14 protein-coding genes and 1 riboswitch are annotated in these 16771 nt (G+C 60.6%); of the genes, 8 read left to right on the top strand and 6 right to left on the bottom strand.

What is annotated here, in order from left to right; genetic code table 11:
- The first annotated feature begins 146 nt into the window (after nucleotides 1–146).
- The 6 genes from DFR48_RS05210 to DFR48_RS05235 all read left to right on the top strand — a co-directional run bounded on the left by DFR48_RS05210 (nucleotide 147) and on the right by DFR48_RS05235 (nucleotide 9378).
- A complete protein-coding gene (locus tag DFR48_RS05210) occupies nucleotides 147–779 on the top strand; it encodes an ATP-dependent Clp protease proteolytic subunit (protein ID WP_112687106.1) in 633 nt (210 codons plus the stop codon).
- A gap of 301 nt (nucleotides 780–1080) precedes the next feature.
- Nucleotides 1081–2358 (top strand): ATP-dependent Clp protease ATP-binding subunit ClpX, encoded by a 1278-nt coding sequence (gene clpX / locus DFR48_RS05215; protein ID WP_112687108.1) that lies wholly within the window; start codon nucleotides 1081–1083, stop codon nucleotides 2356–2358.
- Nucleotides 2359–2805: 447 nt separating this feature from the next.
- Nucleotides 2806–5226: an endopeptidase La gene (gene lon / locus DFR48_RS05220; protein ID WP_114362119.1), complete on the top strand. Its 2421-nt coding sequence runs from the start codon at nucleotides 2806–2808 to the stop codon at nucleotides 5224–5226.
- Nucleotides 5227–5431: 205 nt separating this feature from the next.
- Nucleotides 5432–5707: a DNA-binding protein HupB gene (hupB, locus tag DFR48_RS05225; protein ID WP_112687112.1), complete on the top strand. Its 276-nt coding sequence runs from the start codon at nucleotides 5432–5434 to the stop codon at nucleotides 5705–5707.
- 156 nt (nucleotides 5708–5863) lie between these two features.
- Nucleotides 5864–6011, top strand: a riboswitch (FMN riboswitch).
- A gap of 154 nt (nucleotides 6012–6165) precedes the next feature.
- Complete coding sequence (locus tag DFR48_RS05230; protein ID WP_114362121.1) at nucleotides 6166–7065, top strand: DMT family transporter; 900 nt, start codon at nucleotides 6166–6168, stop codon at nucleotides 7063–7065.
- A gap of 114 nt (nucleotides 7066–7179) precedes the next feature.
- Complete coding sequence (locus DFR48_RS05235; protein WP_114362122.1) at nucleotides 7180–9378, top strand: esterase-like activity of phytase family protein; 2199 nt, start codon at nucleotides 7180–7182, stop codon at nucleotides 9376–9378.
- A 76-nt stretch (nucleotides 9379–9454) separates the two neighbouring features.
- Here the strand turns inward: DFR48_RS05235 and DFR48_RS05240 are convergent, their stop codons facing one another.
- The gene (locus tag DFR48_RS05240; RefSeq protein WP_114362124.1) at nucleotides 9455–10441 is read right to left on the bottom strand and encodes an aldo/keto reductase; all 987 of its coding nucleotides are present in this window, start codon (nucleotides 10439–10441) and stop codon (nucleotides 9455–9457) included.
- A 263-nt stretch (nucleotides 10442–10704) separates the two neighbouring features.
- Here DFR48_RS05240 and DFR48_RS05245 point away from each other — a divergent pair, with 263 nt between their 5' ends.
- Entirely contained in the window at nucleotides 10705–11721 is a 1017-nt protein-coding gene (locus DFR48_RS05245; RefSeq protein ID WP_114362125.1) for an NAD-dependent epimerase/dehydratase family protein, read from the top strand.
- Nucleotides 11722–11883: 162 nt separating this feature from the next.
- Complete coding sequence (locus DFR48_RS05250) at nucleotides 11884–12993, top strand: hypothetical protein (protein ID WP_114362127.1); 1110 nt, start codon at nucleotides 11884–11886, stop codon at nucleotides 12991–12993.
- A gap of 501 nt (nucleotides 12994–13494) precedes the next feature.
- Here DFR48_RS05250 and DFR48_RS05255 read toward each other — a convergent pair.
- The 5 genes from DFR48_RS05255 to DFR48_RS05275 all read right to left on the bottom strand — a co-directional run bounded on the left by DFR48_RS05255 (nucleotide 13495) and on the right by DFR48_RS05275 (nucleotide 16762).
- Nucleotides 13495–13968 carry a hypothetical protein gene (locus DFR48_RS05255; RefSeq protein WP_147273508.1) on the bottom strand — a complete coding sequence of 158 codons (474 nt, stop codon included), beginning with the start codon at nucleotides 13966–13968 and terminating at the stop codon, nucleotides 13495–13497.
- A 5-nt stretch (nucleotides 13969–13973) separates the two neighbouring features.
- Nucleotides 13974–15095, bottom strand: a complete 1122-nt coding sequence (locus tag DFR48_RS05260; RefSeq protein ID WP_114362131.1) for a hypothetical protein — start codon at nucleotides 15093–15095, stop codon at nucleotides 13974–13976.
- 209 nt (nucleotides 15096–15304) lie between these two features.
- Entirely contained in the window at nucleotides 15305–15823 is a 519-nt protein-coding gene (locus tag DFR48_RS05265) for a hypothetical protein (protein WP_114362132.1), read from the bottom strand.
- 109 nt (nucleotides 15824–15932) lie between these two features.
- The gene (locus DFR48_RS05270) at nucleotides 15933–16451 is read right to left on the bottom strand and encodes a hypothetical protein (RefSeq protein ID WP_114362134.1); all 519 of its coding nucleotides are present in this window, start codon (nucleotides 16449–16451) and stop codon (nucleotides 15933–15935) included.
- 68 nt (nucleotides 16452–16519) lie between these two features.
- Nucleotides 16520–16762 carry a hypothetical protein gene (locus tag DFR48_RS05275; protein WP_114362136.1) on the bottom strand — a complete coding sequence of 81 codons (243 nt, stop codon included), beginning with the start codon at nucleotides 16760–16762 and terminating at the stop codon, nucleotides 16520–16522.
- Nucleotides 16763–16771 lie beyond the last annotated feature (9 nt).

Below are 16771 nucleotides of genomic sequence, written 5' to 3' on the forward strand. Positions count from 1 at the left end.
CCGTCACATCCTGCGGCGGTTAAGGATATCGGCGCCTCACGTCTTGAAGTCCGGGGCTTGGACACTCTATGTAGGGATTGACACGACAATACATGATTCCCGCGGCGGCTTCCGTGTCCGGGAAGACAGTGCGAAGAAGGACGGACATGACAAATCCAGTTGATACCGCCATGGCTCTGGTGCCGATGGTTGTCGAGCAGACCAATCGCGGCGAGCGGTCCTACGACATTTTCTCGCGCCTGCTGAAGGAGCGGATCATCTTCCTGACGGGCCCCGTCGAAGACCAGATGGCGTCGCTCGTCTGCGCGCAGCTGCTGTTCCTGGAAGCGGAAAACCCGAAGAAGGAAATCGCGCTCTATATCAACTCCCCGGGCGGCGTCGTCACCGCGGGTCTCGCAATCTATGACACCATGCAGTTCATCCGTCCGGCCGTATCGACGCTCTGCATCGGTCAGGCGGCCTCCATGGGATCGCTGCTGCTGGCTGCCGGCGAGAAGGGCATGCGCTTTACCACGCCCTATTCCCGCATCATGGTGCATCAGCCTTCGGGTGGCTTCCAGGGGCAGGCGTCCGACATCGAGCGGCATGCCCGCGACATCATCAAGATGAAGCGCCGCCTGAACGAAATCTATGAGAAGCACACCGGCCGCACCTATGACGAGGTTGAACAAACCCTCGACCGGGACCATTTCATGGAGGCGAGCGAGGCGAAGGATTGGGGTATCGTCGACAAGATCCTGACCTCCCGCCAGGAAATCGAAGGAATACCGGCGGCCTGACGGCCGCCCGTTTGCGCGGTTCGGGATGGACCGTTGACCCCCTTGTGAACGAAGGAGGGGGTTTAATCTCCCGGGGAACGCGCTAATAGTAGCAATTAAGGCTGTGTTGAAGTTTTGTGACATAGCCTTGCGGTTTGAAGGGGTTTTCGTTGCCGCCGGTCAACAGGCGCATAGTGCGTCTGCCGGTTAGTACCCCCAGATCGAACTGGCTCCAGCCGATTGCGGCGTTTTGTGGTTGGGGCGGTGTAAGTGGTCCGTGTTCCGTTTCGAGGGCGGCGCGGCGTGCTGGAAGGAAAGAGACATGAGCAAGGTCAGCGGAAGCAACGGCGGTGACTCCAAGAATACCCTCTATTGTTCGTTCTGCGGCAAGAGCCAGCACGAAGTCCGGAAGCTGATTGCCGGACCGACCGTGTTCATCTGCGATGAATGCGTCGAATTGTGCATGGACATCATCCGCGAGGAGAACAAGAGCTCGATGGTGAAGTCCCGCGACGGCGTCCCGACGCCTCAGGACATCATCAAGATTCTCGATGAATACGTCATCGGGCAGCAGCAGGCGAAGAAGATCCTGTCGGTCGCCGTGCACAACCATTACAAGCGCCTGGCGCACGCCTCCAAGGGCGGCGATGTCGAGCTCGCGAAGTCGAACATCCTGCTCGTCGGCCCGACCGGCTGCGGCAAGACCTATCTCGCCCAGACGCTCGCACGCATCATCGACGTGCCGTTCACCATGGCGGATGCCACGACGCTCACCGAAGCCGGCTATGTCGGCGAGGACGTCGAGAACATCATCCTGAAGCTCCTGCAGGCCGCCGACTACAACGTCGAGCGCGCCCAGCGTGGCATCGTCTACATCGACGAAGTCGACAAGATTTCGCGCAAGTCCGACAACCCGTCGATCACCCGCGACGTCTCGGGCGAGGGTGTTCAGCAGGCGCTCCTGAAGATCATGGAAGGCACGGTCGCTTCCGTTCCCCCGCAGGGTGGGCGCAAGCATCCCCAGCAGGAGTTCCTGCAGGTCGATACGACGAACATCCTGTTCATCTGCGGCGGCGCCTTTGCGGGCCTCGACAAGATCATCTCCGCCCGCGGCGAGAAGACGTCGATCGGCTTCGGCGCGACGGTGTCTTCTCCGGAAGATCGCCGCGTCGGTGAGGTCCTTCGCGACCTCGAGCCGGAGGATCTGGTGAAGTTCGGCCTTATCCCCGAGTTCATCGGCCGTCTGCCGGTGCTGGCGACGCTCGAGGACCTCGACGAGGATGCGCTGATCCAGATCCTGTCGGAGCCGAAGAACGCGCTCGTCAAGCAGTACCAGCGCCTCTTCGAGATGGAGGACGTGGAACTGAACTTCCACGAGGACGCCCTTCGCGAGATCGCCAAGAAGGCGATCGTCCGCAAGACCGGCGCCCGCGGCCTGCGCTCGATCATGGAGAAGATCCTGCTCGACACCATGTTCGAGCTGCCGGAACTGGAAGGCGTCCGCGAGGTCGTCATCTCGGAAGACGTCGTGCGCGGCACTTCGCGCCCGCTCTACATCTATGCGGACCGGCAGGAAGAAAAGGCGAACGCCTCTGCGTAAGGCGTGCCGGCTGCAATCAGAGTTTGTCGAAGAGGCCCGCATTCCCGCGGGCCTCTTTCGTTTTGGGCGAATCCGTCGAGAATCTGCGCCAGAACACTGCCTTTATATTCCGTGCCGGTTTCGCCTGCCTCGGACATCGGCTAGAAAACACGAGCGACATGCATGTGTCCGAGTGGCGTGCCCGGCCCCGAATCCGGTATCCTGCGTCACCAGCACATGCGGTATTCGCCCCGGCTTCAGCCTCGGACTAGCTCCGGGCGTTACCCGGGGTGATGACTTTCTATTTGTAACGCTTCCGTCACAAACTGGGCGGGCGGTGTTTAAGCAGGCTTGAATTCACCCCCGCGCCTATCCACTTGTTGGGGGAGCAAAAAAAGGAATGCCCGTCCGGCCTTTGCCTTACGGGAGCAGTCCCCCCGACAGGGGGGACTATGGAAAGGAAACAACATGACCGAAGTTACGTCTGTCGCGCCCGAGAGCAATACCTATCCGGTGCTGCCGCTGCGCGACATCGTGGTCTTCCCGCACATGATCGTGCCGCTGTTCGTCGGCCGCGAGAAGTCCATTCGCGCGCTCGAGGAAGTCATGGGTTCCGACAAGCAGATCATGCTGGCGACTCAGATCAACGCCGGCGATGACGATCCGGAACCCTCGGCGATCTACCAGGTCGGGACCGTCGCCAACGTCCTGCAACTGCTGAAGCTCCCCGACGGGACCGTGAAGGTGCTCATCGAAGGCCGCGCCCGCGCGAACATCGAGGAATACACCGGCCGCGAGGAATTCTACGAAGCCCGTGCCCATATCCTGGCCGAGCCCGCCGAGGATGCCGTCGAGATCGAGGCGCTGAGCCGCTCGGTGGTCTCGGAATTCGAGAACTACGTCAAGCTTAACAAGAAGATCTCGCCGGAAGTCGTCGGCGCCGCAAGCCAGATCGAGGACTACTCGAAGCTCGCTGACACGGTCGCTTCGCACCTGTCGATCAAGATCACCGAGAAGCAGGAAATGCTCGAAACGGTGAGCGTCAAGGCGCGCCTTGAAAAGGCTCTCGGCTTCATGGAAGGCGAGATCTCCGTTCTGCAGGTCGAAAAGCGCATCCGCTCGCGCGTCAAGCGCCAGATGGAGAAGACCCAGCGCGAGTACTACCTCAATGAGCAGATGAAGGCGATCCAGAAGGAGCTCGGCGAGGGCGAGGACGGCCGCGACGAGATGGCCGAACTCGAGGAGCGCATCAACAAGACCAAGCTTTCCAAGGAAGGCAAGGAAAAGGCCGAGGCGGAGCTGAAGAAGCTGCGTCACATGAGCCCGATGTCGGCGGAAGCGACCGTCGTGCGCAACTATCTCGACTGGCTGCTCGGTCTGCCCTGGGGCAAGAAGTCGAAGGTCAAGATCGACCTCAACGCCGCCGAGAAGATCCTCGACGAGGATCATTACGGCCTCGACAAGGTCAAGGAGCGGATCGTCGAATACCTCGCCGTGCAGGCGCGTGCGACGAAGCTGAAAGGCCCGATCCTCTGCCTCGTCGGCCCTCCGGGCGTCGGCAAGACCTCGCTCGCCAAGTCGATCGCCAAGGCCACCGGCCGTGAATACGTCCGCATGGCGCTCGGCGGTGTCCGTGACGAAGCCGAGATCCGCGGTCACCGCCGCACCTACATCGGCTCGATGCCCGGCAAGGTCATCCAGTCGCTGAAGAAGGCGAAGCGCACGAACCCGCTCTTCCTGCTCGACGAGATCGACAAGATGGGCATGGACTTCCGTGGCGATCCGTCGGCAGCGCTGCTCGAGGTGCTCGATCCGGAACAGAACGCGACCTTCATGGACCACTACCTCGAGGTCGAATACGATCTGTCGAACGTGATGTTCATCACCACGGCGAATACGCTGAACATTCCGGCGCCGCTGATGGACCGCATGGAGATCATCCGTATCGCCGGCTACACCGAGGACGAGAAGCTGGAAATCGCCAAGCGGCACCTGCTGCCGAAGGCGATCAAGGAACACGCCCTGCGCCCCGAGGAGTTCTCGCTTTCGGATGACGCGATCGTGTCGATCATCCAGCAGTACACCCGCGAGGCCGGTGTCCGTAACTTCGAGCGCGAGCTGATGAAGGTCGCCCGCAAGGCGGTCACCGAGATCATCAAGGGCAACGTGAAGTCGGTCGCGGTCACCGCGCAGAACATCCACGACTATCTCGGCGTCCCGCGCTTCCGTCATGGCGAGGCCGAGGGCGAGGATCAGGTCGGTGTCGTCACCGGGCTGGCCTGGACCGAGGTCGGCGGCGAACTGCTGACGATCGAAGGCGTGATGATGCCGGGCAAGGGCCGCATGACGGTCACCGGCAACCTGCGCGAGGTGATGAAGGAGTCCATTTCGGCGGCGGCGTCTTATGTCCGCTCGCGCGCCGTGGACTTCGGCATCGAGCCGCCGCGCTTCGACAAGTCGGACATCCACGTCCACGTGCCGGAAGGCGCCACCCCGAAGGACGGTCCTTCGGCCGGTGTCGCGATGGCGACCGCCATCGTCTCCGTGATGACCGGCATTCCGGTCCGCAAGGATATCGCGATGACCGGCGAGATCACGCTGCGCGGGCGCGTCCTGCCGATCGGCGGGCTCAAGGAAAAGCTCCTCGCGGCGCTGCGGGGCGGTATCAAGAAGGTCCTGATCCCGGAAGAAAACGCCAAGGATCTGGCGGACATTCCGGACAACGTGAAGAACAGTCTGGAGATCGTTCCGGTTTCGCGGATGGGCGAGGTGATCCGCCAGGCGCTGGTCCGGGTTCCCGAGCGGATCGAGTGGGACGGCACCGTCGAAGGCCCGACCGTGGCTGCGGTCGACGTCACCGACGACGCCGGGCAGACCATCGCTCACTGAGGACTTTCGGCCATAGTCTCGTCAAAATGGCACATCGACATCGAAAAGGCTGGCATTTTTGCCAGCCTTTTTTGTGTAAATAAGCCGAAACCCCTTGTTTTCCGGGCGATTGCGGTGCTTTTGGGTTGCTCAGGGCAGATGCTTACGTATTCTCCGCCTGACTTATCCATTGAGTCGTTTCATACCAATCAGAAAGGGTGGAAACATGAATAAGAACGAACTCGTATCCGCGGTTGCCGAGAAGGCCGGTCTGACCAAGGCTGACGCCGCTTCTGCCGTCGACGCCGTTTTTGAAACGGTCCAGGGCGAGCTGAAGAAGGGCGGCGACGTTCGCCTCGCTGGTTTCGGTGCCTTCACCGTTTCCCGCCGCGAAGCTTCGAAGGGCCGTAATCCCTCGACCGGCGCGGAAGTCGACATCCCGGCGCGCAACGTTCCGAAGTTCACGGCCGGCAAGGGCCTGAAGGACGCCGTCAACAGCTGATTTCCGCCCGCGCAGGCGGATGGACCCGGCGTCCTCCGCAAGCGCCTGGAATCGACCTGACGAAGCCCGGCCTCGACGGCCGGGCTTTTCCTTTTCCGGCGATTGCATATCGAGCCACTCTGGCCTATCCCTTCTTGCGCCGGCCGAAGACCGGCAATTCGTTCTCAGGGCGGGGTGAAATTCCCCACCGGCGGTATGAGGTTCGCCCTCGAGCCCGCGAGCGCCGCTTTCCGATGAGGGCGGGTCAGCAGATCCGGTGCGATGCCGGAGCCGACGGTCACAGTCCGGATGGAAGAGAATGAGGATGTGGCAACTGTTGGTCCCGGCTTCGGGACGAACGGTTCGCTTCGTGCACGGGAAGGCGCGCCGGCCGTGGGCCGTAGCGTTGCCCGCACGCCTGTGCGTCACCCCTCATGCGTCCTGGTTTGTGCTGGTCCTTTGTGTCGAAGGGAAAAGACATGAATCAGAGCCGCCTTGCGCTCACCCGGTCCGGCGCCGTCCTCGGCGCCGCTTTCATGGTTCTGGCGGGCATCGCCTTCGCCGTGGTCAACGTCGCGACCCAGTGGGTGGCGATGGTCGAGGGCTTTCCTGCCACCTCGATCGCCTTCTGGCAATATGCCTTCGCGCTCGTCCTGTCGGTCCCGCTGCTGCGGCGGCTCGGCCTGCGGGCCATGCGCACCCGCTTTCCGGGCCGTCACCTGGCGCGCGTGCTGCTCGCGGCCTTCGGCGTCCAGGCCTGGGTGGAGGGGCTCGCCACGGTGCCGATCTGGCAGGCGATCGCACTCGCGATGACCTCGCCCTTCTTCATCATCGTCGGCGCGAAGCTTTTCCTCGGAGAGGAGGTCGGCTGGAAACGCTGGGCGGCGACGCTCACCGGTTTTTCAGGTGCGATGGTCATCCTGCAACCGTGGTCGGAGGCCTTCACCATGGCCTCGCTGCTGCCTGTGGTCGCTGCCCTGCTCTGGGGCGCGTCCTCGCTGCTCGTCAAGGACCTGACCGCACATGAGCGGCCCGAAATGATCACCATCTGGCTCCTCGTGCTGCTGACGCCGATCAATGCCGGACTTGCAGCGGTCGCAGGCTTCGCCGTCCCGACCGGCAGTGGGCTTGCCGTGCTCCTCGTCGCCGGCCTGCTGACGGCGGCCGGACAGTATTTCCTGACGGCAGCCTACAAGGCGGCCGACGCCGCCTACGTCCAGCCCTTCGACGATCTGAAGCTGCCGCTCAACGTGCTGGCCGGCTGGATCGCCTTCGGCTATGCGCCGGCCGGTTATCTCTGGGTGGGCGCCGTGATGATCCTCGGTGCTTCGCTCTTCCTGATGGCGAGCGAATTTGCCGGGGAGAAGGGCAGGGGGTAAGCCTCGACGCGGGCACGACGCAATATCCCGGTATTTCGGCGGGGATGTCACAGGCGTGTAACGGGAAACGCGCACAAGCCTCCTGTCTCATTTGAGGAAGCAGGAGGTTTTCCGATGAAGTACCGCATTTCGCGCGCAGCATTCATGACTGCGCTGCTGACGTCCGTGGCCATGCCCGCCGCCGCAGAACAGGTTTTCAATCGTATCGCATCCTTCCCGGTCGCCGCCAATCTTGCCGCCGACAAGGAAAAGTCCACCGTCACCTCGGCGGAGATCATCGCCGCGACGGAGGACGGCAACACGCTTGTCTATTCCGACAGCCCGCTCGGCGCGATCGGCTTCATCGACATCTCCGACGCCCGCGCTCCGAAGGCCGGCGGTGCGCTGATGATGGACGGAGAGCCGACCTCGGTCGCCGTCGCCGGCGGCAAGGTGCTCGCGGCAGTCAACACCTCGGAAAGCTATGTGAAGCCCTCGGGCAAGCTCGCGATCGTCGATATCGCCTCGAAGACGGTCGAGGCCAGCTGCGACCTCGGCGGACAGCCCGATTCCGTCGCCGTCTCCCCTGACAAGAGTTTCGCCGCCATCGCCATCGAGAACGAGCGCGATGAGGAGCTGAACGACGGCAAGCTGCCGCAGATGCCGGCGGGCGATCTCGCAATCGTCGCGCTGAAGGACGGTGCTGCCGATTGCGCCACGATGAAGCACGTCACGCTGACCGGCCTTGCCGAGGTCGGCGGCGACGACCCGGAACCCGAATTCGTCTCGATCAACGGCCGCGGCGAGATTGCCCTGACGCTGCAGGAGAACAATCACATCGTGATCGTCGACGGCAAGACCGGTGCAGTCGTGTCGCATTTCTCCGCCGGCACCGTCGACCTCGAAGGCATCGACACCAAGTCGGACGGCGCGCTGAACTTCACCGGCAAGAAGGCGGGCGTCAAGCGCGAGCCGGATGCCGTCAAGTGGCTCGATGACGATCGTCTCGTCGTCGCCAACGAGGGCGACTACGAAGGTGGCTCGCGCAGCTTCACCATCTTCGACAAGACCGGCAAGGTGCTCTTCGAATCGGGTCCTTCGCTCGAGCGAGAGATTGCCGCGATCGGCCATTTCCCGGACAAGCGCGCGAAGTCGAAGGGCGTCGAGCTTGAAGGCCTGGAAGTCGCACGCTTCGGCGACGACCGCTACATCTTCGTCCTTTCCGAGCGTGCCTCGGTGGTCGGCGTTTACAAGGACACCGGCGCCGAGCCGCAGTTGCTCGGCCTGCTGCCGTCCGGCATTTCTCCGGAGGGAGCGGTCGCCATTCCCGGCCGCAATCTTCTCGCCACCGCCAACGAGGCGGATCTCGTCGAGGACGGCGCCGCCCGCTCGCACGTGATGCTCTACGAACTCGGCGAAGGCGAAGCCGCCTATCCGACGATCCGTTCGGAAACGGTCGACGGCAACCCGATCGGCTGGGGCGCGCTCTCCGGCCTCGTCGGCGACGCGGAAAAGGCAGGTCAGCTCTATGCCGTCAATGACAGCTTCTACAGCATGCAGCCGCGGATCTTCACGATCGACGCAACCAGGAAGCCCGCCCGGATCACCGATGCGCTCGCCGTGACCCGCAATGGCGAGCCCGCCCAGAAGCTCGACATCGAGGGCATCACGCTCGACGGCGAGGGCGGCTTCTGGCTCGCCTCGGAAGGCAACAGCGAGAAGCTGGTGCCGCATGCGCTCTACCATGTGAACGCCAAGGGTGAGATCAAGGAAGAGATCGCGCTCCCCGCCGAACTGCTGAAGGGCGAGACCCGCTTCGGCCTCGAAGGCGTGACGCGGGTCGGCACCGGCGACGACGCGGTGCTGTGGATGGCCGTGCAGCGCGAGTGGAAGGACGACGAGAAGGGCACCGTCAAGCTCCTCGCCTACAAGCCGGAGGCCAAGGAATGGGGCGCCGTGCGCTATCCGCTGGAGAAGACCGAAGCCGGCTGGGTCGGCCTTTCGGAGATCACCGCTCATGGCGACCACCTCTACCTCATCGAGCGCGACAACCAGATCGGCGACCAGGCGAAAATCAAGAAGCTCTACCGCGTCGCTATCGCCGACCTGAAGCCGGCCGCGATCGGCAGCGCGCTTCCCACCGTCGCCAAGGAAGAGGTCCACGACTTCGTTCCGGACCTGAAGGCCGCCACCAGCGGCTATGTCGTCGACAAGCTTGAAGGCTTCGCCTTCGACGCCGCCGGCACCGCCTACGCCGTCACCGATAATGACGGCGTCGACGACTCGTCCGGCGAGACGCTGTTCTTCGCAGTCGACCTCAAGGGCACCAACTGATCATCGTCCTCCCAAGACGATTGGAGGCCGGGTGAGCGATCACCCGGCCTCCGCCTTTTCCGGACTTGCGCTGCTGTTACCAGCGGTGATGCACGTGCGGTGCGACCAGCCGGTCGTAGGTGTCGCGGGCAGCCTTCATCACGTCCGCCGAAAGCGCCGGCAGCTCGGCCGCTGCCGCATTGGCGCGAGCCTGCTCGGCGTTGCGGGCGCCGGGGATGACCACAGTCACGGCCTCGTTCATCAGGATCCAGCGGAGCGCAAAGGCCGCCATCGACGCGCCTTGCGGCACCAGCTTGCGGATTTCCTCCACCGCCTGCAGGCCGACCTCGAACGGAACGCCGGCAAAGGTCTCGCCGACGTCGAAGGCTTCGCCGTGGCGGTTGAAGCTGCGGTGGTCGTCGGCGGAGAAGGCGGTCCCGGCAGTGATCTTGCCCGAGAGCAGGCCGCTTGCGAGCGGCACGCGGACGATGACGGCGATGTTCTTCCGCTTCGCTTCCTTGAAGAAGAGGTCGGCGGGCCGCTGGCGGAAGATGTTGTAGATGATCTGGACGCTGACGACGCCGGGATAATCGATCGCCTTCAGGGCTTCCTCGACGCGCGCGACACTGACGCCGTAGTGGCGGATCTTGCCGGCCTTGCGCAGTTCCTCCATGCCCTCGAAGAGTGCCGGATCATAGTAGACGTCCTGCGGCGGGCAGTGGAGCTGCACGAGGTCGAGCGAATCGACCTCGAGGTTCGTGAGCGAGCGGTCGATGAAGCGTTCGATATTGGCCTTGGTATAGCCCTCAGCGACGTGCGGATCGAGGCGGCGGCCGGCCTTGGTCGCCACCATCGGGCGCTGACCGCCGCGCGACTTCAGCACGTCGGCGATGATCTTTTCCGAGCGTCCGTCGCCGTAGACGTCGGCGGTATCGATGAAGGTGACGCCGGCGTCGAGCGCTGCATTGAGCGCCGCGCGTCCGTCGGCCTCGGAGACATCGCCCCAGGAGCCGCCGATCTGCCAGGCCCCGAAGCCGATCTCGCTGACGGTGAAGGGCGTCTTTCCAAACGAATGGTGTCGCATAGTGTCTCCTCTATGTCTCCGGTCCTGCCTGCCAGTAGCAGGCCGAAAGGGCCGGAGCAAGGCGACCCAAGGACGAGGGTGAGGGCGCTCCGGTGGCGCGGCGGCCACAGGTCCCCTTCATTCCCGCCTGCGGCAATGCGGTGGGGCGGCGAGCGCTGGACAGGCGGCTGCAACCGGCGCTAATGCCTCTTGCCCCTCTTTTCAGGGCAAACGTGCGGGCGGGTCGGCCCGGCGGGACCGCTTTTTCTCTTCGAGGTCACATCATGCGCTATTTCATTACGGGCACCGCCGGCTTCATCGGCTTTCATCTGGCACGCAGGCTGCTGCAGGACGGCCACGAGGTCGCGGGCTTTGACGGCATGACGGCCTACTACAATCTCCGCCTCAAGGAGGCGCGGCACGCAGCCCTTGCGCAGTTCCCGGCCTTCCGCCCGACGCTCGCCATGCTGGAAGACCGCGCGGCGCTCGAAAAGGCGATGATCGACTTCCAGCCCGACGTGATCGTCCATCTCGCCGCCCAGGCGGGCGTGCGCTACAGCCTCGAAAACCCGAAGGCCTATCTCGATTCCAACCTCATCGGCTCCTGGAACATCCTGGAACTCGCGAAGACCCTGAAGGTCGGTCACCTGATGCTCGCCTCCACCTCCTCGGTCTATGGCGCGAACCCGGAAGTGCCCTTCCGCGAGACTGACCGCGCCGACGAGCCGCTGACCTTCTACGCCGCCACCAAGAAGGCGACGGAGCTGATGGCTCACAGCTATTCGCACCTCTACCGGGTGCCGACCACGGCCTTCCGCTTCTTCACCGTCTACGGCCCCTGGGGGCGTCCGGACATGGCGCTCTTCAAGTTCGTCAAGGCGATGATCGAGGAGCGCGAGATCGAGGTCTACGGCGAAGGCAAGATGAGCAGAGACTTCACCTATATCGACGACCTCGTCGATTCGATCGTCGACCTCTCGCGGATCGCGCCGTCGGAGGAAAATCGCGTCGAAGGAAGCGTGAAGGACACGCTCTCGCACCAGGCGCCGTTCCGCGTCGTCAATATCGGCGGCGGCCAGCCGGTCGGACTTCTCGATTTCATCGAGGTGATCGAGAGCGCCATGGGCAAGCCGGCGAGGCGCAAGATGCTGCCGATGCAGCAGGGCGACGTGCCGCGCACCTATGCGAGCCCCGACCTCCTCGTCGCGCTCACCGGCAGGAAGCCCGAAACCGGCGTCGACACCGGCGTCCGCCGCTTCGTCGAATGGTATCTCGAACACCGCGAGGAACTGGGGCTTTAGGGGGGCTAGGGGGAACTGGGGTACGCAACGGCAAGAGCATTCATGTCTTTATATGCGGACATCGTTACAAGTAGCTGTTGGTAAACTGGTGCACGATGTTGGTCCAAGGTAGGCCCGCCATCTAGTATGCAACCAACACGGCGAGCTACCTGGACCGGGATAATGGCGACTGGCAGAGAGTATTTCATAGAAGACAAACGGTTCACGCCGTCGCAGTTTCGCCGGCTATCCAAAGCCCGGCAGATTGTAGCCATGGTCCAATGGTTCCAGTCTCAATACGAAGACCCGGCGCAAGAGACGCCGTATAACGGTCGTGAAGGCGGCTTTCTATGGGTTCACGGTGGCCCATACGATGCTGACGCCGAACTTCAAGGCGAATTTTCCGACCTTGTCGACTTCGAGATCATCCAGCAAGCCGTGGATGAAGTGACCAGTGACGGTATTTATGAGTGGGCACCAATCCGTCATAATGACCATCCTGATGAGGATTACGGCGACGACTCGGTCAGCCACGATCACGACGATGGAATCTATTCACTCGATGAGCCGTTACCCGATATCAGCGAGTTCATCGATGATGAGGATGACGAGGCTCAGTTTCCGGAGTTGCCGCCAGGTCAGGATTATCTGACTGATGAGCAGGGGCGTGTTCTGACGGACGAGCATGCTCGTCCGCTGATAGTAGGTACGCCAGGAGCGCTTGCCGCGGGGGCACTCAATGAATACGTCATAAACGGCCCGGCATATGCAGGAGGTTCGTTCGCGACGGAAAATGGTGGCGGCATCGTTGATGTAAACGAAAACGGTCTAGTGCCCAGTCCCACGCCGAACAACGATGGGAACGCAGCTTATCAGCAAGAGCTTCGTTCGCGTATCGAACGGTTGGAGATTGCCCTCGAAACCTACAGCAACAACCTCGCGCCGCGTGATCATAATCGCCCGCCGGAGTTGGTCGAGCCCGACCCCATTGCGCCTTCCGATTTCAAGATCATTGTCGAAGCAGTTATTGAACTCAAGGGCGATGCTCTGCAGGAACGGCCAGACCCAGTAAGGCTTGAAGCGAAAGCTTCACTCTTCCGAAGAGTTGCAGGGGCAATCGCTGCTTGGTGCGGTAGAAAGGCGGACGCTGCCGTCGATGCTGGAATTCAGTGGGCAATACCGGCTGGCATAGTGTGGGTGGCTGCAAATCCACAAGAGGTGCAAGCGGCGCTTAATGCCGTTGCAGAGGCTGCTGCTGCCTGGGCGGACTATCTTTCGGGCGGTATCTTGTAGGTGAGCATGACTGCCACACATGGGATACCTTAGAGACTGCTACGCCGCAGCACAGTCACGCTCTTGTAGATGTTTGAAATGAAAACAGAAAATGGTGGGCGATGAGAGACTCGAAAACTCGAATCTCTCAAAATGTGACATAATAAGTTATTGAAATAGAATAATAAAAATAATATTAGAATTATGTAATTTGTGACATTGTGACGGCGGGAAATTTGTGACGCCCGTAGCGCGGAGGCTTGCCAATTAGCACGGTGTTCCCCTCCCCATTGCCAAAGCCGCACGTGAGTTTGAAGCAAACATTCAAGAGAGGTTGGAAAACCAATCTCACGCGAGCGGAGCGCGCAAATACGTGGTGAAGAAGAGGTGCGCAGTATTACGATGGACTGCTCTACAGCGTTGCGTGTATCAAACTTTGCGGCAATTCGCCGCTCGCGACGGCGCGACCTCGGACCTAGCGGCGCACTACGTGTTAAGTCTCACCAACTGAATGTCTATTGGCTACGCCCCAGATCCTACGCCAACTTCGTTGAGCAATGCGTTATCTAGAATCTGACGGCTATCAATGACTCGACCGAAGTTCTCGGCCCATTCGCGCATCGATGTTACGCTTTTGGCGGAATCAATCGTGTTGGAGAAACCCTGCAATGCATCCTGATACTGCTCGATTGCCGGACCCGCGTCCGCAAACAGCGACCGAAGCTTTTCCGCTCTGAGGATTTCATCGGCCAGTTTTCCTCGAAGCTCAATCTGAACTGGAGCGATTTCGCCGCCGTCGGTCAGCACTGAGATATATCTGGCCGCAATGGGCGTGATCGGAGAATCGACTTTAGTATAATCTAGCACCGTCTCAAGGCGTGCCGTTTTCTTGATGGTTATGTCGTCACCGAGATACTGGAAGCCGAAACCGATAACTGCGCTCATAAAAGAGCCAGCGACGGCACCATATAATGCAGCCTTCAATTCATTGGACATGGCCATCACTTGATGATCTTTGCGCTAGACTCAAGTCCTGCGCGTGCTTCAGCATCTTTCATAGCCTGACACATTTTCCAGAGTTTGTCACTCCCGATCGTCTTCAGTATCCGATCGGTAGTCTCAGACACTAGTGCGGTGCAGGCGTCGTCGGCTGGCGCCGACGAGTTGACGTAATCGATGTTTGCCAGAGTCGCTGTCATCGATTCAGCGCTGTCGCAGGCCGATAGCAGGCTCAACGACGCCACGAAGGCTGCGATAACCAGCGCCGTTGCCGTCGAGCTTATAAAGCGGTTGAAACCCGGGGAATGGATGTCGGCCGCTTGTTGACAATGATACTCCATGCTCGCTTGAGAAAGGAGTGCCGTGAGCAAGTCTATTTCGTCTTGATCTCCGGTAGAAACGGCTTCGCAGAAAACGGCAGATATGCTGGAGACGAGGCCGATCAACGAGGTTTCTCTGTCGGTGTAATCCACTTTCCTGTTGAAGAGAACGCTGCTGTGTCTTTCCCCATAGACGAAGGAGTCATACGCAAGCGAAAACACCTCCGGGAAACGGCTTCTCTCAATAAGACTGAACGGATGCTGGTGGCGAAGGCTTTGGGATAACGAAGATGAAACAGTATTCTCTTCAATTTCCTTGAGCCAACGAATCCGTCGCGCAGGAACTGGCGTGGGGCCATAGTGGCGCGGAGACTTCGCTTCAACTGCTGTATTGCTTTCGTCTAGGAAGACCCCAATAAGTATCTTTCCGCGATAGAGTGGTTCAGGCGTGATAATCAGATCACCTTTTGCGGCGTGATCGAAGAAGTTGATCAATGCCTGTTGGTTACGCTGCCGGCGTCTTCCCACTTTGAAGTTCTTTAGTTCGTCTTCTGTGACAGTCGGCGCCTGCTCCTTCCCCTCTTTCGCAAGCTTCTCAAGGACGATCTCTGAGCGCCGAATAAGCTTAGGTAGGTCCTTGCTTTGGCCCAACTTTCCTTCCGGTAGAACCAAGCCAGGCATATCGAGAAACGCTACTTCGCTGTGTCTGAAAACATCTAAGAAACGGTAGCTGCTGCCGGGGAACAACCGCCAGCAGCGCGTCTCAATGGGAATTATACGCGCGTTCAGATCAATAGTTGGCATTCGTCGGCCCCGAGTCGATAGCGATCGATTTTCTGCACAATCAGTTTGAGATTACAATAAAATTGAAAGTCAAACGCATCTTGGTCAACAATTATGTTTCCCGCAATGCTGCTGCTTGACTGGTATCGGTTCAAGGAACTTGAGGGCCTGAAGGATATTTGAACGAATAGGCCCGCCAAGAACGGGCGGGCCTACCGAATGACAGGGCGTTATGCACCGCGAATATTCGCCTCATCTTCCGACGTCATGTCCACGAAATCTGGTTCCGACAGCGGGGCCGGGGTCTCGCCGTCTTCAAGGAAATCGGCTTCATCTTCCGTCGCGTGGGAGGCAGGATGATAGCGCGGATTGGCTTCAGCCGCGTTCGCTGCGAGTTCCCATGCCTCGTATGCGTCCCCGCCTGTCTGGTCCGGTTCTTCAGGCATGACAATGCGCTCTTCCCGCAACGCTTCGAAAGACTTGCGGGCGAGTCTGAGGAGTTCCAGCGCGTTCTCAAGCTCATCCTCGGCGGCTTGCATACAGTCTGCCGGATCGTCGCAACCATCCAAGAGAAAATCGATGATGATCGTTTCGTTGGAAGGTGTGACCAACTCTGCACCGTAGGTGGTGTGCTGGTGCCTCCCCAATTCATCGAAGAATGAAATCTCGCGTGCGGCCCATTCTTCAAAAAGCTCCCGTTCCGAGAGTGTGGCGGCGGATGTCTGGGGCTGCTTTTCTTCGGTATTCATGATAAGGTTCCTTTGCTTTGTGATGGCAGGTGGAAGCGCCTGCCTCGCTCATGCTCCTGCCGGATCGGGTGCGGGTCCAATCGACGCCCGTTCCGGCAGTATTCACTGGCTATTCTCCCGTAACCTTCCACTGTGGAAGGTTTATGCGAACTTGCTTGGAAAGCTGGTCGCGCATCTTCGTAAGCCGCACCATGTCGCTGAGGGCTTGCTTCTTCGCTGCCGGGTCCGTCCATTCCGACGCCTCGATTTCCTGAATCCGTTCGCCGATTTCCTTCAACTTGAATTCGTTGACGCGCCGAGCGAGGACCGTCGCCGCCTCAAGCAACAAGCCGACGAAAACGTCTGCACGGCCCATGCTCTTGAAGAGGGCTGCGTGGTGTGGGTCTTCCGGGTCGATTTCTAAACCCGTGGCTGTTGTCGGTGTCCCATCCCGGAAGTCGGGCGAATTCAATCCCATCAGGTCGAGGGGAAGCTCGAATTCCGACCAAGCTGGATGTTCGTCAAGGAAAGTCTGGAAATCGCCCTTCACATACCAATGCGAGGCTTCCGACTGCTTACGGTTGTCTTGTCGCTTTTCTTTTTGGCGCTGTCGCCAACGGCGTTGCGCTTCTGCGTTCGAAATAGGCATGGCGTCTCCTTTCATTACTGTTTAGACAGTAAGAGTAATTGAAAGTCAACGGGGAAAATCAATGGCGATCAGGCGGGCCGCGCCACCGCCGGAACCATGCTTTCCGCCTGTCGGTAGGCTTCGGCGTTCTGATCGATGATGACTTGCCGCATCACGTCGGCAGGTAGCAGGCAAGAGTCGGCGAGGATTTCGGCGATCTGGTGCGGCTCGATATGGCCGGAGATATGCGGCATCAGGCCGTCATTGAGGCGCTTGGCGAGGCCCTGGGTCAGGCCATCGAACACGTCGGCGGGAATGTAGACATTTTTCATGGGGCATCC

Origin of the sequence: Ciceribacter lividus (genome assembly GCF_003337715.1) — a bacterium.
GTDB lineage: Bacteria > Pseudomonadota > Alphaproteobacteria > Rhizobiales > Rhizobiaceae > Allorhizobium > Allorhizobium lividum.